This window comes from Pseudomonas sp. LBUM1678 (genome assembly GCF_059695575.1).
The window spans coordinates 2003781-2024726 of the sequence record NZ_CP166775.1 but is presented as its reverse complement, the minus strand read 5'-3'; the positions used below and the strand labels follow the sequence as shown (position 1 = coordinate 2024726).

At 59.6% G+C, this 20946-nt stretch carries 16 protein-coding genes and 1 pseudogene; 8 read left to right on the top strand and 9 right to left on the bottom strand.

Going from position 1 to position 20946, the window contains the following annotated elements; translation table 11 throughout:
• The first annotated feature begins 5 nt into the window (after positions 1 to 5).
• The 6 genes and pseudogenes from ACA070_RS09205 to cobA all read left to right on the top strand — a co-directional run bounded on the left by ACA070_RS09205 (position 6) and on the right by cobA (position 9099).
• Positions 6 to 581 (top strand): ANTAR domain-containing response regulator, encoded by a 576-nt coding sequence (locus ACA070_RS09205; protein ID WP_008146285.1) that lies wholly within the window; start codon positions 6 to 8, stop codon positions 579 to 581.
• Positions 582 to 971: 390 nt separating this feature from the next.
• Positions 972 to 2183, top strand: coding sequence for a nitrate/nitrite transporter (locus ACA070_RS09200; RefSeq protein ID WP_131060002.1), 1212 nt, complete (start codon positions 972 to 974; stop codon positions 2181 to 2183).
• 7 nt (positions 2184 to 2190) lie between these two features.
• Positions 2191 to 3861: a bifunctional protein-serine/threonine kinase/phosphatase gene (locus tag ACA070_RS09195; protein WP_497450864.1), complete on the top strand. Its 1671-nt coding sequence runs from the start codon at positions 2191 to 2193 to the stop codon at positions 3859 to 3861.
• Positions 3862 to 4329: 468 nt separating this feature from the next.
• Positions 4330 to 5586 (top strand): annotated as a pseudogene (locus ACA070_RS09190) (NAD(P)/FAD-dependent oxidoreductase); the annotation flags it as partial.
• A gap of 2 nt (positions 5587 to 5588) precedes the next feature.
• The gene (locus ACA070_RS09185) at positions 5589 to 8303 is read left to right on the top strand and encodes a nitrate reductase (protein ID WP_497450863.1); all 2715 of its coding nucleotides are present in this window, start codon (positions 5589 to 5591) and stop codon (positions 8301 to 8303) included.
• A gap of 10 nt (positions 8304 to 8313) precedes the next feature.
• Positions 8314 to 9099: a uroporphyrinogen-III C-methyltransferase gene (gene cobA / locus ACA070_RS09180; protein WP_497450862.1), complete on the top strand. Its 786-nt coding sequence runs from the start codon at positions 8314 to 8316 to the stop codon at positions 9097 to 9099.
• A 72-nt stretch (positions 9100 to 9171) separates the two neighbouring features.
• On the opposite strand, the gene ACA070_RS09175 is transcribed toward cobA, so the two are convergent.
• The 8 genes from ACA070_RS09175 to ppsA all read right to left on the bottom strand — a co-directional run bounded on the left by ACA070_RS09175 (position 9172) and on the right by ppsA (position 17330).
• A complete protein-coding gene (locus ACA070_RS09175; protein WP_497450861.1) occupies positions 9172 to 10206 on the bottom strand; it encodes an OmpA family protein in 1035 nt (344 codons plus the stop codon).
• A gap of 107 nt (positions 10207 to 10313) precedes the next feature.
• The gene (gene sigX / locus ACA070_RS09170) at positions 10314 to 10904 is read right to left on the bottom strand and encodes an RNA polymerase sigma factor SigX (protein ID WP_131062998.1); all 591 of its coding nucleotides are present in this window, start codon (positions 10902 to 10904) and stop codon (positions 10314 to 10316) included.
• Positions 10905 to 10991: 87 nt separating this feature from the next.
• A complete protein-coding gene (locus ACA070_RS09165; protein ID WP_008027407.1) occupies positions 10992 to 11816 on the bottom strand; it encodes a mechanosensitive ion channel family protein in 825 nt (274 codons plus the stop codon).
• Positions 11817 to 11818: 2 nt separating this feature from the next.
• Entirely contained in the window at positions 11819 to 12067 is a 249-nt protein-coding gene (locus ACA070_RS09160; protein WP_007944521.1) for a hypothetical protein, read from the bottom strand.
• A 63-nt stretch (positions 12068 to 12130) separates the two neighbouring features.
• Positions 12131 to 13126 (bottom strand): divalent cation transporter CmaX, encoded by a 996-nt coding sequence (gene cmaX / locus ACA070_RS09155; protein ID WP_497450860.1) that lies wholly within the window; start codon positions 13124 to 13126, stop codon positions 12131 to 12133.
• Positions 13127 to 13154: 28 nt separating this feature from the next.
• On the bottom strand, positions 13155 to 13646 hold the full coding sequence (gene rraA, locus ACA070_RS09150; protein ID WP_497450859.1) for a ribonuclease E activity regulator RraA: 492 nt from the start codon (positions 13644 to 13646) through the stop codon (positions 13155 to 13157).
• Between the two features lie 121 nt (positions 13647 to 13767).
• Positions 13768 to 14757, bottom strand: coding sequence for an alpha/beta fold hydrolase (locus ACA070_RS09145; RefSeq protein ID WP_497450858.1), 990 nt, complete (start codon positions 14755 to 14757; stop codon positions 13768 to 13770).
• A gap of 197 nt (positions 14758 to 14954) precedes the next feature.
• Positions 14955 to 17330 carry a phosphoenolpyruvate synthase gene (gene ppsA / locus ACA070_RS09140; RefSeq protein WP_461957963.1) on the bottom strand — a complete coding sequence of 792 codons (2376 nt, stop codon included), beginning with the start codon at positions 17328 to 17330 and terminating at the stop codon, positions 14955 to 14957.
• Between the two features lie 174 nt (positions 17331 to 17504).
• Here ppsA and ppsR point away from each other — a divergent pair, with 174 nt between their 5' ends.
• Positions 17505 to 18323: a posphoenolpyruvate synthetase regulatory kinase/phosphorylase PpsR gene (gene ppsR / locus ACA070_RS09135; RefSeq protein ID WP_438660850.1), complete on the top strand. Its 819-nt coding sequence runs from the start codon at positions 17505 to 17507 to the stop codon at positions 18321 to 18323.
• Between the two features lie 121 nt (positions 18324 to 18444).
• On the opposite strand, the gene ACA070_RS09130 is transcribed toward ppsR, so the two are convergent.
• Positions 18445 to 19854 (bottom strand): aminotransferase-like domain-containing protein, encoded by a 1410-nt coding sequence (locus ACA070_RS09130; RefSeq protein WP_497450857.1) that lies wholly within the window; start codon positions 19852 to 19854, stop codon positions 18445 to 18447.
• Between the two features lie 135 nt (positions 19855 to 19989).
• Between ACA070_RS09130 and ACA070_RS09125 the strand changes: the two genes are divergently transcribed.
• Positions 19990 to 20892 carry a DMT family transporter gene (locus tag ACA070_RS09125; protein ID WP_497451929.1) on the top strand — a complete coding sequence of 301 codons (903 nt, stop codon included), beginning with the start codon at positions 19990 to 19992 and terminating at the stop codon, positions 20890 to 20892.
• The last annotated feature ends 54 nt before the right edge of the window (positions 20893 to 20946 follow it).

Sequence of the window (20946 nt, the reverse complement as noted above, 5' to 3'; positions counted from 1 at the left end):
CGAATATGTTGCGTATCCTGCTGATCAACGACACTGCGAAGAAAGTCGGTCGCCTGAAAGCGGCCCTGACCGAGGCCGGGTTCGAGGTCATCGACGAATCCGGCCTGACCATCGACCTGCCCGCGCGCGTCGAAACGGTGCGTCCGGACGTGATCCTGATCGATACCGAGTCACCGAGCCGCGATGTGATGGAGCAAGTGGTGCTCGTGAGCCGCGACCAGCCACGGCCGATTGTGATGTTTACCGATGAACACGACCCTGATGTGATGCGCCAGGCGATCAAGTCCGGGGTCAGTGCCTATATCGTCGAAGGCATTCATGCACAACGCTTGCAGCCGATTCTCGACGTGGCCATGGCCCGCTTTGAAAGCGACCAGGCCCTGCGCGCCCAACTTAACGCCCGCGACCAGCAACTGGCCGAGCGCAAGCGCATCGAGCTGGCCAAGGGACTGCTGATGAAAATGAAGGACTGCAATGAAGAAGAGGCCTACACCCTGATGCGCCGACAGGCCATGAGCCGGCAGCAGAAGCTGATTCAGGTGGCGGAGCAGATTATTGCCATGAGTGAGTTGCTTGGCTGACTCCATCCCCCCGTGGCGAGGGAGCTTGCTCCCGCTGGGCTGCGAAGCGGACCCAAAACCAGCCATCTCGGTGAATCAGACACTATACGGTTGCAGGGTTTGCGACTGCTTCGCAGCCGAGCGGGAGCAAGCTCCCTCGCCACAGCAATCTCCTTTGCCCCCCACTCCCAGGTGTTGGCACAGATCTGGCTATGTAATCCACACAGGTAACCAACGGCGGTTGCCCCACCTACGACAAAGACGTCGCTCACCTCATTTGCCCAAGGCGAATCGGGTGGCGGCGTTTTTTCGTTTTGGCCCCGGCGATCGGGGCCGGTGGTGCGGCCGAGGCGGCGCCCCACCTGCAAGCTCCTGACTCCTTCTCGAGACTCCCTACAGCTGAGGTGCGCGATGAATTCAAGCTTCTGGAAATCCGGTCACAAGCCGACGTTGTTCGCAGCGTTCCTCTATTTCGACCTGAGTTTCATGGTCTGGTACCTGCTCGGCCCCCTGGCGGTGCAGATCGCCGCCGACCTGCACCTGACCACCCAACAGCGCGGGCTGGTGGTGGCCACGCCGATTCTGGCCGGTGCCGTGCTGCGCTTCGTCATGGGCTTACTGGCTGATCGCCTGTCGCCGAAAACCGCCGGGCTGATCGGCCAGGTGATCGTGATCTGTGCGCTGTTCGGTGCCTGGAAACTCGGCATCCACAGCTACGAGCAAGCGCTGGTGCTGGGCCTGTTCCTCGGCATGGCCGGTGCGTCGTTCGCCGTCGCGCTGCCGCTGGCCTCGCAGTGGTATCCGCCACAGCATCAAGGCAAAGCCCTGGGCATCGCCGGTGCCGGCAACTCGGGCACCGTGCTCGCCGCATTGATCGCCCCGGTGCTGGCGGCCGCAGTTGGCTGGAGCAACGTGTTCGGTTTCGCCCTGATCCCGCTGATCCTGACCATTATCGTGTTCGCCTGGCTGGCCAAAAACGCCCCTGAGCGGCCGAAAGCCAAGTCCATGTCCGACTACTTGAAGGCATTGGGCGACCGCGACAGTTGGTGGTTCATGTTTTTCTACAGCGTGACCTTCGGCGGCTTCATCGGCCTGGCCAGCGCCCTGCCCGGCTACTTCAACGACCAATACGGCCTGAGCCCAGTGACCGCCGGCTACTACACCGCGGCCTGCGTGTTCGGCGGCAGCCTGATGCGTCCATTGGGCGGCGCGCTGGCCGACCGTTTCGGCGGGATTCGCACGTTGCTGGGGATGTACACGGTCGCAGCGGTCTGCATTGCGGCAGTGGGTTTCAACCTGCCGAGTTCCTACGCGGCACTGGCGCTTTTCGTCTGCACCATGCTCGGTTTGGGTGCGGGTAACGGCGCAGTTTTCCAACTGGTCCCGCAACGTTTTCGTCGGGAGATCGGCGTGATGACCGGTTTGATCGGCATGGCCGGCGGCATCGGTGGTTTCGCCCTGGCGGCAGGCATGGGTGCAATCAAACAAAGCACCGGCAGCTATCAACTGGCCTTGTGGTTGTTCGCCAGCCTCGGCGTACTCGCCTGGTTCGGTCTGCACGGGGTGAAACGTCGCTGGAGAACCACCTGGGGTTCGGCCGCTGTGACCGCTGCTCGGGTCTGAGGCCTTAATGAGCCTGCAACTGAGCTTTGCCGAAGCGAGCGCCATCGGCCCTCGCGAGGAAAATCAGGACGCCCTGCGCCTGGTCACTCCGGCCCCGGCGCTGGCGGCGAGCAAGGGTTACCTGTTCGCCATCGCCGACGGGGTCAGCCAGTGCGCCGACGGCGGGCTCGCCGCCCGTTCGACCTTGCAGGCCCTGGCGCTGGACTATTACGCCACCCCGGAAACCTGGGGTGTCGCGCAGGCGCTGGATCGCCTGCTATTGGCGCAGAATCGCTGGCTGCAGGCCAATGGCGGTGGGCAACCGCTGCTCACAACGGTCAGTGCCTTGGTCATGCGCGGTAGGCGCTTTACCTTGGCCCATGTCGGAGATTGCCGGGTGTATCGCTGGCACGCCGACACCTTGCAACGGGTCAGCGAGGATCACGTCTGGGACCAGCCGGGCATGCAACATGTACTCAAACGGGCGCTGGGGCTCGATCAGCATTTGGTCCTGGATTTTCTCGATGGCGAGTTGCGGTTAAACGAAAGTTTCGTGCTGCTCAGCGACGGTATCTGGGCTGTGTTGGGCGACACGGCCATTGCGGCGATTCTGCGCGATCAACCGGACCTGCACAGCGCTGCGCAAACCCTGGTCAGCGCAGCGCATCTGGCCGGCAGCCAGGACAATGCCAGCGCCCTGCTGGTGCGGGTCGATGCCCTCGGTGAAACGAACATCGGCGATGCGCTGATTCATCTGCAGCAATGGCCGCTGCCGCCCGCACTGAAACCGGGTCAGGTGTTCGAGGGTTGGCAGGTCGAAGGGATTCTTGGCCAGAGCCAGCAGTCGCTGCTCTATCGGGTTCGCGACAGCCAACAACAACCCTGGCTGCTGAAAACCTTGCCCGCTGCGCTGCGCGACGATCACCTTGCCGGGCAGGCATTGCTGTCGGAGGAATGGTTTCTCAAGCGCGTGGCCGGCCGGCATTTTCCTGAAGTCCATGCCGCCAGTCAGCGTCAGCATTTGTACTACGTGATGCGCGAATATTCCGGTTCTACTCTGGCGGAGTTGCACGAACAGGTCGCAGCGCTGCCGCTGGCGCAATGGCAGGATTTGGCCGAGCGCCTGCTGAAGGCGGTCGGCATGCTGCATCGCCGGCAGATTCTTCATCGCGATATCAAACCGGAAAACCTGTTGCTGTGCGACGACGGCGAATTGCGCCTGCTGGATTTCGGCCTCGCCTACTGCCCCGGTCTGTCCGAAGATCAGCCCACGGCCCTGCCCGGAACACCGAGCTATATCGCACCGGAAGCCTTTCGCGGTGACGCACCGACGCCGCAGCAGGACTTGTATGCCGTCGGCGTGACCCTTTATTTCCTGCTGACCGGGCATTATCCCTACGGCGAAATCGAAGCCTTCCAGCGTCCACGGTTTGGTGTGCCCGTCAGTGCCAGCCGCTACCGCCCCGACCTGCCGGACTGGATCGCCCAAAGCCTGGAGCGCGCGGTGGCAGCGGATCCGGGTCAGCGCTTTGAAACGGCGGAAGAATGGTTGCTGCTGTTGGAACAGGGTGAGCGGCGCAGTTTGAGTGTGCGGCCCAGACCGTTGCTGGAGCGCGAGCCGTTGAAGGTATGGCGGACGTTGGCACTGGTTTCGTTGGTGGTGAATCTGGTGCTATTGGTCTTGGTATTTCATGGCTGACCTTGAACCCCTGTAGCAGCTGCCGAGTTGCGCGAGGCTGCGTTCGGCGACGCAGTCGTCGTAAACCCTGCGAATGCGGCTTTCCTGACGCACCGCAGGGGCTGATTTCACGACGACTGCGTCGCCGAACGCAGCCTCGCGCAACTCGGCAGCTGCTACAGAAACCGCGCCAATTGCGGGCAACGTGCATTTAAACGGTGCAAATGCGTTCCCACTAAATGCCGAGACCGCGACAAAACCCTACAAATCCGGGAACCTGAAGCACTTGGCACAACCACTGCATTACCTCTCCCAACAGACATAAAGCCCAGCCTTCAACGACGAAGGATGCGCTTCCCGAGAGAACGGGACCAGGACAAAGGCGTCCTCGCTAGGCAACTAGCGGGACGCCTTTTTTTGTTTGCGCAAATATGTCGAGCAAGACCTGAAAGCCCTGATGAGGCGGGTCCGAGCTCCCCGGAGAACCTGATGAAAAAACTAAAACTGGTGATGATCGGCAACGGCATGGCCGGGGTCCGTACCCTGGAAGAACTGCTCAAACTGAGCAATGAGCTGTACGACATCACCGTCTTCGGCGCCGAACCCCATACCAACTACAACCGCATCCTGCTGTCGCCGGTCCTGGCCGGTGAGCACACTTTTGAAGAGATCGTGCTCAACGATCTCGACTGGTACCTGGACAATCACATCAAGTTACTGCTCAACCGCAAAGTGGTGGAGATAGACCGGGTCAAACGCCGCGTCATCGCCGAAGACGGTACCGAGGCCGAATACGATCGCCTGCTGATCGCCACCGGCTCGACGCCGTTCATCCTGCCGATTCCCGGCAACACCTTGCAGGGCGTGATCGGCTATCGCGACATCGCCGACACCCAGGTCATGATCAACACCGCGAAAACCCACAAGCACGCCGTGGTGATCGGTGGCGGCCTGCTCGGCCTCGAAGCCGCGAACGGCCTGATGCTGCGCGGCATGCACGTCACCGTGGTGCACATCGGCGAATGGTTACTGGAACGGCAACTGGATAAAACCAGTGGTCAGCTCCTGCAAACCGCCTTGGAAGCCCGCGGCCTGCATTTTCGTCTGAGTGAACAGACTCAGGCCCTGCACGACGCCGGCAACGGCCGGGTCGGTACGGTTGAATTCAAGAACGGCGACATCATCCCCGCCGACCTGGTGGTGATGGCCGCCGGTATTCGCCCAAGCACCGAACTGGCAGAAAAATCCGGCATCCCCTGCAATCGCGGGATTCTGGTCAATGACACGATGCAAACCTACGACCCTCGGGTCTATGCCATCGGCGAATGCGCCAGCCACCGTGGCACCGCCTACGGTCTGGTCGCGCCGCTGTTCGAGCAAGCCAAGGTCTGCGCCAACCACCTCGCGCAACTGGGCTTTGCCACCTACAAGGGTTCGGTGACGTCGACCAAACTGAAAGTCACCGGCATCGACCTGTTTTCCGCCGGAGACTTCATGGGCGGCGAAGGCACCGAGACCATCACCCTCTCCGACCCGATCGGCGGGATCTACAAAAAACTGGTGATCAAAGATGACGTGCTGGTCGGCGCCTGTCTGTATGGCGATACGGAAGATGGCGGTTGGTATTTCCGGCAGATCCGTGAGAATCACGCCATCGGCGAGATCCGTGATCACCTCATGTTTGGCAGCTCTTCGTTTATGGAGCAGGCCCTCGGAGACGCAGGACACTCAGGTCGGGAAGCAAGCTGATGAACCAGATCACCGCTTCCACCTGCTGCTACTGCGGGGTCGGCTGCGGCGTGCTGATCGAGCATGACGGCGAGCGCATCCTCGGCGTCAGCGGCGACCCGAGCCACCCGGCCAACTTCGGCAAGTTGTGCAGCAAAGGCTCTACCCTGCACCTGACGGGCGACTTGACCGCGCGAGCGATGTACCCCGAATTGCGCCTTGGCAAAGGTCTGGCTCGCAGCCGCACCGACTGGGACACCGCCCTCGATCACGCGACCCATGTCTTCGCCCAAACCATCGCCGAACACGGCCCGGACAGCGTGGCGTTCTATATTTCCGGGCAGTTGCTGACCGAGGACTATTACGCCTTCAACAAACTGGCGCGGGCGTTGGTGGGCACCAACAACATCGACAGCAATTCGCGGCTGTGCATGTCGTCAGCGGTGGTCGGCTACAAACGCAGCCTGGGGGCCGATGCACCACCGTGCAGCTACGAAGACCTGGAGTTGAGCGACTGCGTGATGATCGTCGGCAGTAACATGGCCTACGCCCATCCGGTACTGTTTCGTCGCCTGGAAGAAGCCAGATCCCGCCGCCCACAGATGAAAGTCATCGTCGTTGACCCACGTCGTACAGACACCTGCGATTTGGCTGACCTGCACCTGGCGATTCTTCCCGGGACCGATGTCGCCTTGTTCCATGGGATTCTGCACCTGCTGCTGTGGGAAGACTGGATCGACCGCGACTTCATCCAGGCTCACACCGAAGGCCTGGCCGAGCTGAAGAACCTGGTGCGTGATTACACGCCGCAAATGGTGTCGCAGCTGTGCGGGATCAGCGTCGAGCAATTGCAGGAGTGCGCTGAATGGGTCGGCACCTCCAAGAGTTTTCTGTCGCTGTGGTGCATGGGGTTGAACCAGTCCACTGCCGGCAGCGCGAAAAACAGTGCGCTGATCAATCTGCACTTGGCCACCGGGCAAATCGGCCGTCCCGGTGCAGGACCTTTCTCCCTGACCGGCCAGCCAAATGCCATGGGCGGACGGGAAACCGGCAGTCTGTCGAACCTGCTGCCGGGCCATCGCGAAGCGGCCAATGCCGAGCATCGCGCGGAAGTGGCGGCCTATTGGGGCGTTGATCAACTGCCCGAACACACCGGGCTCACCGCGATCGAGCTGTTTGAGCAGGTTCGTAGCGGAAAAATCAAAGCCCTGTGGATCGCCTGCACCAACCCTGCCCAATCGCTGCCGGACCAGACCGCCGTGCGCGCCGCACTGGAAGCCTGCCCGTTCGTGGTGTTGCAGGAAGCCTTTCGCACCACCGAAACCGCCGCGTTCGCCGACCTGCTGTTGCCCGCCGCCAGTTGGGGCGAAAAGGACGGCACGGTGACCAACTCCGAACGGCGCATTTCCCACGTCCGCCGAGCCATCGTCGCACCCGGTGAAGCACGCGCCGACTGGGCGATCACGGTTGATTTCGCACAACGCCTGGAAAAACATCTGCGCCCCGGGCAAAACAGCCTGTTTGCCTTTGAAACGCCTGCGCAGGTTTTCGACGAATACAAACACCTGACCCGAGGGCGTGATCTGGACCTTTCCGGCATCAGCCACGAGCTGATCGACCACCTTGGTCCTCAGCAATGGCCCTTCCCCATTGGCGCCAGCAAAGGCACAGCCCGCCTGTATCTGGACGGTATTTTCCCGACCTCCAGCGGACGCGCTCAGTTTGTGGCTGATCCGTATCGCGCGGCCAAAGAACAACGCGACGCACGCTTTCCTCTGACCTTGATCACCGGGCGTCTGCGCGATCAATGGCACGGCATGAGCCGCACCGGTACCGCCGCGCAGCTGTTCGGTCACGTCAGCGAAGCCGTGTTGAGCCTGCACCCGGATGAACTGCGTCGGCATCGTTTGCAACCCGGCGACTTGATCAGCCTGAAAAGTCGTCGCGGCGCGGTGATCGTGCCGGTCGCCAGCGACGACAGCGTACGGCCCGGCCAGGCCTTTCTGCCGATGCATTTTGGTGACCGCTTTCTCAAGGGCGGCGTGAATACCCTCACCCTGCCCGCCTTCGATCCACTGTCGAAACAACCGGAACTCAAACACAGCGGCGTGCGACTCGAGCCTGTGCAACTGCCGTGGCAGCTATTTGTTTTGATAGAGGGCAATGTTCAACAACATTTCGAGACGCTACGACCGCTCTGTGAGGCGTTTTCCTACGCCAGCCTCAGCCTGATCGGCCGCGAGCGCCCTGCGCTGCTGATACGCGCTGCCAGCGCCGTCGCGCCTGACGCGCAACTGCTGCGTGACATCGATCAATGCCTGGGGCTCAGCGACGGCCCGGTACTGGCCTACGACGACCCACGGCGCTCCATCGGCAAACGCGTGCGGATCGAGAACGGCCGGATCACCGCGATTCGCCTGGCCGGCGAAACCCTCGCACAGCACTGGCTGCAAAACCTTTGGCTTGAAGGGCGTGCCGATGAACAACTGCGACGCTGGCTGCTGGCACCGCTGAGCGCGCCACCGGGCAATGCTGCAACAGCGGAAACGGGCACGAAAACCCTGTGCAACTGCAAAAACGTCAGCCAAAGCGCGGTCTGCGCCGGCATTGGCCGTGGCCTGGACTTGCAGGGCCTGAAACAGGAATTGGGCTGCGGCACGCAATGCGGTTCCTGCGTGCCGGAAATCAAGCGTCTGCTGGCTGCCACTGCGCAGCCGATCGCCGTCATCTCGTGAGGAAAACACTATGAGCGCAAAAGTCTGGCTGGTGGGTGCGGGCCCCGGCGACCCCGAATTACTGACCCTCAAGGCGGTTCGGGCGTTGAGAGAAGCGGATGTGGTGTTGATCGACGATCTGGTTAATGACGCGGTGCTGGAGCATTGCCCGGGCGCGCGGATTATTCCCGTAGGCAAGCGCGGCGGCTGTCGCTCTACGCCTCAAGCCTTCATTCATCGCCTGATGCTGCGTTATGCCCGCCACGGCAAATGCGTGGTGCGGCTCAAGGGCGGCGATCCGTGCATCTTCGGCCGCGGTGGTGAAGAAGCGCAGTGGCTGCGCGAGCGCGGTGTTGACGTTGAGCTGGTCAACGGCATCACGGCCGGGCTGGCGGGTGCGACCCAATGCGATATTCCGTTGACCCTCAGGGGCGTTGCCCGCGGCGTGACGCTGGTCACCGCCCATACTCAGGATGGCAGCAGCCTGAACTGGCAGGCCCTGGCCCAGGGTGGCACGACGCTGGTGGTTTACATGGGCGTGGCGAAGCTAAGCGAGATACGCGAGCAACTGCTGGCTGGGGGGATGGCGGCGGATACGCCGGTGGCCATGATTGAAAACGCTTCCTTGCCACACCAACGGGAATGTCGGAGCGATCTGACGGCAATGGAAGAAGATGCTCACAGCTTTGCACTTAAAAGCCCGGCGATCCTGGTGATTGGCGCAGTTGCAGCTCGCTCTGCGATTTACTGTGGGAGCGAGCCTGCTCGCGAAGTGGACTTGTCCGTCGACATCAATGTTGGATGCCAACGCGCCTGACTGTTAGCCCCTCACCAAATCGCAGACAAAGAAAAGCCCGGCCTAAGCCGGGCTTTTCAGAGCTGCTGCTAATTACTTAGCGTTAGCTTCAACCTGCGCTTCTACGCGACGGTTTACAGCGCGACCAGCTTCAGTTTTGTTGTCAGCAACTGGGCGGGATTCGCCGTAGCCAACAGACTGAACGCGGGACGATTCAACACCGTACTGGTTGGTCAGAACTTGCTTAACGGCGTTTGCACGACGCTCGGACAGTTTCTGGTTGTAAGCGTCAGGACCGACGGAGTCAGTGTGACCTTCAACAGTAGTGCTGGTGGATGGGTACTGTTTCATGAAATCAGCGAGGTTTTTGATGTCGCCGTAGCTGTTAGGCTTGACTACCGACTTGTCGAAGTCGAATTTCACGTCCAGCTCAACACGAACAACTTCAGCAACTGCTGGGCAGCCATCAGCGTCAACAGTTACGTTGGCTGGGGTGTCCGGGCACTTGTCAACGTTGTCGCACACGCCATCGTTGTCGCTGTCGGAGCAGACTTCAGCTGGTGCTGGAACTGGAGCAGCAGCAGGCTTGGAGCCGCCACCGAAGTTCACACCGATACCGACGCTTGGAGCCCACTCGGTGTCGCCCTGGTCGATGTTGTATTGAGCTTCAACGCCAGCACGAGCGTAGAAGTTCTCGGTGAAGTACAGCTTGGCACCGCCGCCAACGTTGGCGAAGGTGGAACGGTTACGACCGTTGCTGCCATTCTGGTCGATGCTCTGGTCCGAGAAACCGGCAGAGACGTAAGGACGCAGCATGTCACCTGGGTTGTTGAAGTGGTACAGAGCGTCCAGAGCGGTGTTAGCGCCTTTAACGTTCTTGCCATCATCGGCACGTACGTTGTGCACTTCGTCGTAAGCCAGACGCAGTTCAACGTCGTCGGTCAGGAAGTAACCAACGGAACCGCCGAACAGGTTGCCGTTATTCTTGAAGTTACGAGCGCTGTCGAATTGTTCTTTCTTAGCGAAGCCTTCGATTTCAACTGCGCCTTGGCCTTGTGCCAGAGCGCCGAACGAAGTGGCAGCAATAAGAGAACCAATGGCCAAGCCCAAGGTGTTTTTCAGTTTCATCCGTTAAATCCCCATCTGGTGATTGTGAAGCAGTCCCGCAAACCGGGGGACAACTCGGCGGCAAGTCTATCAGAACTTGCCTACACGTAAGAGATATTTGCGCCGAACTAAGTTTCAGCAATGCCTGCAAATTTCTCACGCAATTTATCTAGAGCACGTTTGTACCGCATTTTTGTCGCACTCAAACCCATGTGCATGATGTCTGCGATCTCCTGAAATTCCAGCTCTGCGACAAATCGTAGCACCAGAATTTCACGGTCAATCGGGTTCACATACACCAGCCAGCGATCGAGTCCACCCTTGTCCTCGGGTTTCGGCATCTTTTCTTCAGACGCTTCCTCAAGGGGGTCCAGACTCAAAGCATCCATCAAGCGACGCTTTCGCCGTTCTTTCCGATACTGCGTGATGCATTCGTTGTACGTGATGCTGTAGAGCCACGTCTTGAACTTCGATTTCCCCTCGAAGTTCTTCAGGCCATACAGCACCTTCAACATCACTTCCTGACAGACATCGTCTGCGTCGCGATCGTTCCCCAGATATCGTGCACAGACGTTAAATAATGTTCGTTGGTAACGCCGCATCAGTTCTTCATAGGCGCGTGTTACGTGAAACAGCTCGGTATGCGAGCGCGCGACCAACTCCTCATCAGAGAGCTCGCGGGGGTCGTAGCGCGTGGAGAGCGATTGAGCTTTATTCAAAACAAGTCGGGCCGACAGTCAGGTCAATGTCCGCCGCCACCCTTACAGGGCACTTTGCGGCGGCATACATTAGCAGGGTTTGCCGGGTTAGCGGCTACTCACATGCTGCTCCAGGAGGATCCGATTGGAGAGAGAGACTAGCTCACCCTCATCGGTCAGCAATGTGGTTTTAACCGTGCCGATCTCTTCGATCTGACCTTCGACCTCGCCAACACGCACTTGTTGCCCAACCTGATACAACTCACGCACATAGATTCCCGCAAGAATCTGACCAGCAATTTCCCGGCTTCCCAATCCCATTGCCAGCGCAACCGCCAGACCAACGGTAATCAATACGATCACAATCACGTGGTTGAGCAGGTCAGTCTTGACCTCCAACTGGCTGATTGCGACCGAAATACTGATGATAATCACCAGGCCCTGGGCAATTCGCCCCAGGCCCGCAGCATAATCCAGCCCTACACCCTCTGCGGCACCACGCACCAGCCCATTGGCCAGTTGCGCCAGCAACACACCCACCAGCAGCACCAGCGCAGCGCCAAAAACTTTTGGCAGATACAGCGCAAGCATGTCCAGCGTAGCCGAAACTCGCTCAAGCCCAAGGGATTCTGCGGCAGAAACCAGAAAAATCAGCAGAACGAACCAATAGACAATCTTGCCGATCAGTGTCGAGATCGGCACCTGCAGGCCAGCCCGGGACAGCAATTTAGTCAGACCGGTGCCACCCATCAGGCGATCAAGGCCCAGCTTGGCGAGCAACTTGGACAGCAAAGTATCCAAAAGTTTCGCAACGACGAAACCCAACAGCAACACGACCAGTGCGCCGAACAGGTTCGGAATGAAATTTGCCACCTTTGTCCATAACGCAGTCATTGCAGTGACGAGGCTCTGAGTCCAGAGATCAAGTTCCATATTCAATCAGCCTTATCAGCGGTGCGAACGGTAGGTTTACGGTGGCGGGATACCGGCGAGACGTGGGCCGAGCCGTTATTGAGGGCAATCATCAGCGCGGGCAACCAGCGGCCCAGCAGGCTGAACAGATCGCCGGCGCCGACCTGACGGTTGGCGGTTTTCAGGACACGCCCAAGGCACGCATCGTCGTCACGGGTGGACGGCGAAGCGTTCAGCATGTCGCGCAAAGACTGTTCAAACGGATCGTGCATACGCACCTCTCGTGATGTCTGTGAAAGACGCGGTCAAATTTGCCCGGGTCACATGAGTCATCGTCACACCCAGCGCAAACGTCTAAATAACCACCATTGCCCGAGCGCCACCGAGACCATCATCAGGCAGGCGATCAGGAAGCCATAAGGGCTTGCCGAGAACGGAATGCCGCCGACATTGATGCCCAAAAGCCCAGCCAGAAAACTCATCGGCAAAAAGATCCCGGTGATGATCCCGAAGCGGTACATCGTGCGGTTCATGCGCACGCTCAAACGTCTGTCTTCCGCCTCAAGGACCAGCCCCACCCGCTCCCGGGTCAATTCCAGCTCCTCGAGATAACGGGTCAGGCTGTTGTTCAATTCGTTCCAGTAATCGCCGTCGTCTTCGACGAACCAAGGCAGTTTTATCCGCGTGAGCTGTCCGAAAATATCCCGCTGCGGAGCGAGGAAACGTTTCAGCGCAGCAGCCCTTCGACGGATCTGCAAAATGGCGCCGTGCTCGGGTGTATACCGTTCGTCGGCATCCAGCTTTTCTTCTTCCTCATCGACCACTTCCGAGAGGCAACTCACCAGATCCTGCACCTTGTTGGTGAGGTACTGAGCCATATAAAGGATGAGCTCGGAGGCGGTTTTCGGCCCTTTGCCATCGGCCAGCTGCACCAGCAACTCATCAGTGGCGCGCAATGGACGCAGACGCAGGGAAATGACGCGCTGAGCAGAGGCGAAGATCCGCACCGAGACCATGTCTTCCGGCTCTGCGCCCGGGTTCAGGTTGACCCCTCGCAGAAACAGCAGCAATTCGGAGTCCGGCAGCGGCAGAAGGCGCGGTCGGGTATTCTCTTCGAGCAGCAGGTCACAGCTGAACTCACTCAAACCGCTGGATGTGCGCAGCCAGGTGCGGGTCTGCGGGTGACTGCGATCCCAGTGCAGCCACAGGCTTTCATGGGCCTGCAACTGCAAGTCATCGAGTTCAGTCCGGGCTATCGAACGCGCGCCGCCTTTACCATCCAGCACCAGGGCATGCACCAGCCCCCACTGCGCGTTTTCTTCCTCGAACATCCTCACCCCTTGGTTTTAATACGGCGCTTTATTCAGGCATCTTCAGCGGGCTTGGCGAGATGATCACGCCGTTGTTATCCGCATAAATGTAGTGGCCTGGATGGAAGGTCACGCCGGCAAAGGTCACAGGGACGTTGAGATCGCCGATACCGCGCTTGTCGGTTTTCATCGGGTGGCTGGCCAGGGCCTGAACGCCCAGGTCAGTTTGTGCAATGACGTCGACGTCGCGGATGCACCCGTAGATCAACAGCCCTTCCCAACCGTTTTTCGCGGCTTTCTCGGCGATCATGTCGCCCAGCAGCGCACGACGCAGGGAACCGCCACCGTCGACCACCAACACCTTGCCATTACCCTCGAGCTCGGCTTGTTCCTTGACCAGCGAGTTGTCTTCGAAGCACTTGATGGTCACGATTTCGCCGCCGAACGAGTCACGGCCACCGAAATTATTGAACATCGGTTCCAGCACTTGCACCAGCTCCGGATAGGCGTCGCACAGGTCAGGCGTGAGGTAATGGTTCATCGAGAAACTCCTGTAAAGAGGAAGACAATCGAGGATGTCGCAAAGTGACCGGAACAGCTCAATGCGTCATAGCTTAGCCGCAAGCCGATCAGAGCGAAATGCCCTTGTTAGAGCATCAGGCTCAGACTGTCGCAGCCAAATCCGGCTTTTCTCCCAGCAAAGGCGTTTGCTGATCGGCCAGCCAGCGCGCCACCAACGGCCATACTTCGGCTTGAGCCGCTTTGCTGACGAGCATTTCCACGTGACCGAAATTATCGCCAAAGCCCTGCTCGCGGCCAAGGTTGATAAATTGCTTGTGCTCGGAACCCACTTGATCGAACAGCTTGCGGCACGCCCACGCCGGATCCTGATGATCGCCGGCGGCGCTCACGGTCAGCACTGGCAATTGAACCTCGGCCAATCCCGCCCACCAGTCCTTTTCCGCATCGCCGAAGCGCCCGAACAGGCCATACCAGCGCATGCTTTCCAGGGCCAGGCCAATCGGCTCGTCCTCCGGGCCGCGCTTGAGCCGTGAACCGGACAACTGGGCGAAACGCTTGAGAATGAAGCGCCCGCTCCACTCCACCGGTGGAATCTTCAACGGCCAGTAGGTGCGGCTGACCTGCGTACCGAAAAACGCCGCAGACGCGACGACAGGCTCGCCGATGTATTCGCCACCCAGCGCCGCCGCCAGCGTGATGCCGCCCAGCGAGTGACCGATCCAGTGCGGGACCTGGCCGCTCTGCTCGCGCACAAAGGCGCCAATGGCCGGCAGATCGTAACGGGCGTAGTCGGCAACGCGGTTCTTGCGATAGTTCTGATTGCGCTGGGACAGGCCGTGCCCGCGCATTTCGGGAATCCATACATCGAAGCCCAGACGCGTCAGGTAGGCGCCCAGCCCAAGGCCTTTCGGCGAGAACCAGAACCGGCGATTGGAAAAGCTGCCGTGCAACAGAATCACCGGTACGCCACCGTGCGCGGGCTTGTCCGCCATGCCCAAACGGGTCACAGCCAACTCCACAGTGCCATCAGGACTGTTGCCGGGTTTCAAACGATAGACATCTTCGCTCAGATCGCCGCGCCGCTCGGCGCTGATCAGGGCGACAGGAAATAGGTTGCTGCTGCTTTGCATAATGCTCTTGCACAAAAAAGGGCGGCATCCAGAGGAGCCCGCCCTACTTGAATCTCTAAAAGGGCCGGCCCGTGTGGGAGCGAGCCTGCTCGCGATGGAATCAAGAACAACGCGTTTATCCAGTAAACACGCTTTATCGTTCACGACCATCGCGAGCAGGCTCGCTCCCACAGGAAGCGGCCCTTTCACTCACACCATCAAGCCGGAGCTTGACCTTCAGCCAGGAAGAACCAGGTTTCCAGTACGGAATCGGGGTTCAGCGAAACGCTTTCGATGCCCTGCTCCATCAGCCATTTGGCCAGATCAGGGTGGTCCGAAGGGCCCTGACCGCAAATGCCGATGTACTTGCCAGCCTTGTTGCACGCGGCAATGGCGTTGGCCAGCAGCTTCTTGACCGCCGGATTACGCTCGTCGAACAGGTGAGCGATGATCCCGGAGTCACGGTCCAGGCCCAGCGTCAGCTGAGTCAGGTCGTTGGAGCCGATGGAGAAACCGTCGAAGAACTCAAGGAATTCTTCAGCCAGGATCGCGTTGGAAGGCAGTTCGCACATCATGATGATACGCAGACCGTTCTCGCCACGGGCCAAGCCATTTTCGGCCAACAGATCGATCACCTGGCTCGCTTCGCCCAGGGTACGGACGAACGGCACCATGATTTCGACGTTGGTCAGGCCCATCTCGTTGCGCACGCGCTTGATGGCACGGCACTCCAGCTCGAAGCAGTCACGGAACGCTTCGCTGATGTAACGCGAGGCGCCACGGAAGCCCAGCATCGGGTTCTCTTCTTCCGGCTCGTAGAGTTTGCCGCCGATCAGGTTCGCGTATTCGTTGGACTTGAAGTCCGACAGACGCACGATGACCTTTTTCGGGGTGAACGCAGCGGCCAGGGTGCTGATGCCTTCAACCAGCTTCTCGACGTAGAAACCGACCGGATCGTCGTAACCGGCAATGCGCTTGTCGACGCTGTCCTTGATTTCCTGCGGCAGACCGTCGTAGTTCAACAGCGCTTTGGGGTGAACACCGATCATGCGGTTGATGATGAATTCCAGACGGGCCAGGCCCACACCGGCGTTCGGCAGTTGCGCGAAGTCGAATGCACGATCCGGGTTGCCGACGTTCATCATGATCTTGAACGGCAGATCAGGCATGGCGTCCACGGAGTTTTTCTTGATGTCGAAGCCCAGTTCGCCTTCGAAGATGTAACCGGTGTCGCCTTCAGCGCAGGACACAGTCACGCCCTGGCCGTCTTTCAACAGCTGGGTGGCGTTGCCGCAACCGACCACGGCCGGGATGCCCAGTTCGCGAGCGATGATCGCCGCGTGGCAGGTACGACCGCCACGGTTGGTGACGATGGCGCTGGCGCGCTTCATGACCGGCTCCCAGTCCGGGTCGGTCATGTCGGAGACCAGAACGTCGCCTGGCTGGACCTTGTCCATCTCGGACACGTCCTTGATGATGCGGACCTTGCCGGCGCCGATGCGCTGGCCGATGGCGCGACCTTCAACCAGCACGGTGCCGGTTTCTTTCAACAGGTAGCGTTCCATGACGTTGGCCGAGGTACGGCTCTTCACGGTTTCAGGGCGGGCCTGAACGATGTAGAGCTTGCCGTCGTCGCCGTCTTTGGCCCATTCGATGTCCATCGGGCACTTGTAGTGCTTCTCGATGATCATCGCTTGCTTGGCCAGTTCGCTGACTTCGGCGTCGCTCAGGCAGAACCGTGCGCGATCAGCCTTGTCCACGTCGATGGTCTTGACCGATTTACCGGCCGTGGCGACTTCGCCGTAGATCATCTTGATGGCCTTGCTGCCCAGGTTGCGACGCAGGATGGCCGGACGACCGGCTGCCAGCGTGCCTTTGTGGACGTAGAACTCATCCGGGTTCACCGCGCCTTGTACGACGGTTTCACCCAGGCCGTAGGCGCCGGTGATGAACACCACGTCACGGAAGCCCGATTCGGTATCGAGGGTGAACATCACGCCGGCGGTGCCGGTTTCGGAGCGGACCATGCGCTGCACGCCAGCCGACAGGGCCACCAGCTTGTGGTCGAAGCCTTGGTGGACGCGGTAGGAAATCGCGCGGTCGTTGAACAGGGAGGCGAACACCTCTTTGGCGGCGCGAATGACGTTTTCGACACCACGGATGTTCAGGAAAGTTTCCTGCTGACCGGCGAAGGAAGCGTCCGGCAGGTCTTCGGCGGTAGCGGAAGAGCGCACGGCCACGGCCATGTCAGGGTTGCCGGCCGACAGCGTGGCGAACGCAGTGCGGATCTCGGCGTTGAGCTTCTCGGGGAATTCGGCTTCCATGATCCATTGACGGATCTGGGCGCCGGTCTTGGCCAGGGCGTTGACATCGTCGACGTCCAGGGCGTCGAGGGCCGCATGGATCTGATCGTTCAGGCCGCTCAGTTCCAGAAAATCACGATAAGCCTGAGCTGTCGTGGCGAAGCCACCGGGCACCGATACACCGGCACCTGCAAGGTTACTGATCATCTCGCCCAGGGATGCGTTCTTGCCCCCTACGTGCTCTACATCATGGACGCCGAGCTTATCGAGGGAAACTACGTACTCTACCAAGGTGATCTCTCCACTAACTGTGTTGGAAAAGCTCAGAAGCCGGCGGCTCGGGGGAGCGTTTGCCAGCTGTATGGCCTGGACCTGGAAAATAAGTGAGAATGCGGGCCACTGGCGGCCGGCAAATCGCGCCTATCATATCCAAGAATGATCATTAGCTTAAGGCCCAAGGTGCAAATGAAACGATCTGCTTTCTTTATTTCCGACGGCACCGGCATCACAGCCGAAACCCTCGGCCAAAGCCTCCTGGCGCAGTTCGAAAACATTACCTTCAGCAAATTCACGCGTCCGTACATCGACAACGTGGATAAAGCGCGGGCCATGGTACAACAAATCAACAAAGCCGCCGAAACCGACGGCTTCCGGCCGATCATCTTTGACACCATCGTCAATCAGGACATCCGTGAGATCCTCGCAACGTCCAATGGTTTCATGATCGACATTTTCTCGACCTTCCTGGCGCCGCTTGAACAGGAACTGACCGAGCATTCGTCCTACACCGTCGGCAAGTCCCATTCCATTGGCGGCAATTCCAACTACATGGAACGCATCGAGGCGGTGAACTTCGCCCTCGACAACGATGATGGTGCGCGCACGCATTATTACGACAAGGCCGACCTGATCCTGGTGGGCGTGTCGCGTTGTGGCAAGACGCCGACGTGCCTGTACATGGCCATGCAATTCGGCATCCGCGCGGCCAACTACCCGCTGACCGAAGACGACATGGAACGCCTGCAACTGCCAAACGCCCTGCGCGCCCACCAGCACAAGCTTTTCGGCCTGACCATCGACCCGGACCGCCTCACCGCCATCCGCAACGAACGCAAGCCCAATAGCCGCTACTCGAGCTACGCCCAGTGCGAGTTCGAAGTGCGCGAAGTGGAGAACCTGTTCCGTCGGGAGAACATCCCGAACATCAATTCCACGCATTTTTCCGTGGAAGAGATTTCGGCGAAGATTCTGGTGGAAAAAGGGGTTGAGCGGCGGTTCAAGTAGATTTTTAGCGACCGCGAAGACGCCTTCGCGGGCGAGCCTCGCTCCTACAGGTTTTGTGTCGATCCCGCATGCCGTGAACGACTCGAAACCCGTAGGAGCGAGGCTTGCCCGCGAAGAACGATTACGCGGTCTCGGCCAGTGCCCCCGCCAATGCTTCAAACCCTTGCAGCAACAACCGATCATCCCCCGCCGAATTACACACACTCGCCCGAATAAACTGCGGCACCGCTGCATGCCCGACCGCAAACGCCTCAGCGGTCGCCACCAGATAATTGTTTTCCTTGAGCTCCGCCGCAATCTGCGACGCCCGCCACGGCTCGGGCACTTCGATCCAGAAGTGTGGGCTATGGGGATGAGTCTTGTATCCGACCTCTTCTAACACTGCGCTGACCAAACGCTTGCGGCGGCTGATTTCGGCAATCTGCTGCCCCAGCAACTGTTCGGCGATACCGCTTTCGATCCATGCAGTCGCCACCTCCAGCGACAGCGGACTGGCCATCCAGCATGTCCCGCGCAGCGCCGCACTCAGTCGCCCGATCAACGGCAGTGGTGCGTGCAGGTATCCGACTCGCAAACCGGCCGATACCGCCTTGCTCAAACTGCCGATCAACACCGAGCGCTCCGGGGCAAAGTGACTCAAGGGCAATGGACGCTGCTGCGCCAGTACGGCGTGGGCTTCGTCCTCGATGATCAGCAGGTTGTGCTGGCGACAGACTTCGACAATCGCCTCGCGCCGTGGGACCGACATCACCGCCGCCGTAGGATTCTGAATGGTCGGCGTGCAGTACACCGCTGATACCCGATGATGCTGGCAAACGTCCGACAGCGCATCGGGCAACAATCCTTCGTCATCCATCCCGACACCGATCAACTTTATGCCAAGCATGCGGGCGACGCTGATCAGCCCTGGGTAGGTCAAATGCTCAGTCACCAGGCTATCGCCGGGCTTGAGCAGCGCCATCAATACGCACAACAAACCGTGCTGGCCGCCGTTGACGCAAATGACCTGCTCGGCGCTCGGCATGAATGCCTGGTGCCGCAGCCAATCGGCGCCTGCAGCTCGGTGTCGGGGTAGCCCGCCATCGGCGGTATAACCGCTGATCATCTGCAAGGTGCGCGGGTCGCTGGCCAAGGTCTGCAGACTCTGACTCAGAAAGACGGCTTCGTGCCCCGGAATCGGCTGATTCCGACTCATATCGAAGTAAGGCTGTGTTTCGTGGCTGACATTGCGAAAGCCGGAATCCCGCGGCCGTTCCATCCCGCGCTGACGCACATAAGTGCCATCTCCTACACGGGCCACGACCAACCCTACTCGCTCCAGCTCGCCATACGCCCGGCTGATGGTGCCGATGGTCACGCCCAGGCTGTCCGCCAACAAACGATGGGGCGGCAGTTTGCTGCCGGGCTCGATCAAGCCTTCGCCGATGCTTTTTTCGAGGGCCTCGGCCAAGCGCTTGTACTTCACGCCGCGCCCCTGAGCCAAGCCCTCGCGCAGGATTGACACCGTGGCAATACTTACTTTGACAGTCATTTCCATCCCGAATAGCGTGCTGAAAACAGGTTCAATCAGGGATAGACCTATTTGGTAACCGGGTCAATCCGACGACGTAGGAGCACGATCATGTCCATGGCCCTCAGCGCCTCTTCAAGTATTCGGAAACCGTGGATTACCGGGCTGGTCACCAGCGTGTTGTTCCTGATCGTTTGCCTGAGTTGGGGCACCACCTGGCTGGGCATCAAGATTGCCGTCGAAAGCGTGCCGCCGCTGACCGCCGCCGGCCTGCGTTTTCTGATCGCCTTTCCGCTGTTTTTGAGCTTCGCCCTGCTGCGTCGCGAGCCGCTGCTGTTTCCACGGCAAAGTCGCTGGTTTTTCGTGTTCGTCACGCTGTCGTATTTCAGCCTGCCGTATTACTTGCTCAACTACGGCGAGATCCACGTTTCCTCCGGCCTGACCGCGCTACTGTTCAGCTGCATGCCGGTGTTCATCCTGATCTTTTCGGCGGTATTGCTACGGGAGAAAATCTATCCCTCACAAGTGATCGGCATCGCCATCGGGTTCGGCAGTCTGTTCATGATTATCCGCAGCCAAGGCCTGCACCTGGATCACGCCGAGTTCTTCGGGGTGCTGGCGATTCTGGTGGCAGCGGTGATGCATGCGCTGTGTTACGTGGTCACCAAGAAACAAGGCAGTGCGATCAGCGTGATCACCTACAACACACTGCCCATCGGCCTGGCCGGACTGATGCTGTTTGTGGCGGGGTTGCGCTTTGAGGCCCCGGTGTTCGATGACATTACCGCGCGCTCGTGGGGGGCCCTGCTTTATCTGGGGCTGGTGGCGTCGGTGGGCGGGTTTATCGTTTACTTTTTGCTGCTCAAACGACTGAGCCCGATCATTCTGTCGTTCGTTTTTATTATTTTTCCGGTGTTTGCGGTGGTTATTGGGGCTTGGTATGAGGGGCAGAGTGTTTCGCCGGAGCTGATGATGTACTCGACGGTGTTGCTAACAGGGTTTGCCATCACCAAATTACCCATCGAAAAAATGGCTCTACGACTAAAAACAGACCTGTAGGAGCTGTCGAGTGAAACGAGGCTGCGATCTTTTGATGTTGCTTTTAAAAGCGAA

What these genes read in the sequence shown, in the direction of transcription:
- rraA (WP_497450859.1), bottom strand. Translation starts at nt 13,646, where the DNA reads ATGAACCATTACCTCACGCCTGACCTGTGCGACGCCTATCCGGAGCTG.
- ACA070_RS09130 (WP_497450857.1), bottom strand. Translation starts at nt 19,854, where the DNA reads ATGACTGTCAAAGTAAGTATTGCCACGGTGTCAATCCTGCGCGAGGGC.
- ACA070_RS09145 (WP_497450858.1), bottom strand. Translation starts at nt 14,757, where the DNA reads ATGCAAAGCAGCAGCAACCTATTTCCTGTCGCCCTGATCAGCGCCGAG.
- ACA070_RS09195 (WP_497450864.1), top strand. Translation starts at nt 2,191, where the DNA reads ATGAGCCTGCAACTGAGCTTTGCCGAAGCGAGCGCCATCGGCCCTCGC.
- ACA070_RS09205 (WP_008146285.1), top strand. Translation starts at nt 6, where the DNA reads ATGTTGCGTATCCTGCTGATCAACGACACTGCGAAGAAAGTCGGTCGC.
- cmaX (WP_497450860.1), bottom strand. Translation starts at nt 13,126, where the DNA reads ATGTTCGAGGAAGAAAACGCGCAGTGGGGGCTGGTGCATGCCCTGGTG.
- ACA070_RS09160 (WP_007944521.1), bottom strand. Translation starts at nt 12,067, where the DNA reads ATGCACGATCCGTTTGAACAGTCTTTGCGCGACATGCTGAACGCTTCG.
- ACA070_RS09200 (WP_131060002.1), top strand. Translation starts at nt 972, where the DNA reads ATGAATTCAAGCTTCTGGAAATCCGGTCACAAGCCGACGTTGTTCGCA.
- ACA070_RS09175 (WP_497450861.1), bottom strand. Translation starts at nt 10,206, where the DNA reads ATGAAACTGAAAAACACCTTGGGCTTGGCCATTGGTTCTCTTATTGCT.
- ACA070_RS09165 (WP_008027407.1), bottom strand. Translation starts at nt 11,816, where the DNA reads ATGGAACTTGATCTCTGGACTCAGAGCCTCGTCACTGCAATGACTGCG.
- cobA (WP_497450862.1), top strand. Translation starts at nt 8,314, where the DNA reads ATGAGCGCAAAAGTCTGGCTGGTGGGTGCGGGCCCCGGCGACCCCGAA.
- ppsR (WP_438660850.1), top strand. Translation starts at nt 17,505, where the DNA reads ATGAAACGATCTGCTTTCTTTATTTCCGACGGCACCGGCATCACAGCC.
- ACA070_RS09185 (WP_497450863.1), top strand. Translation starts at nt 5,589, where the DNA reads ATGAACCAGATCACCGCTTCCACCTGCTGCTACTGCGGGGTCGGCTGC.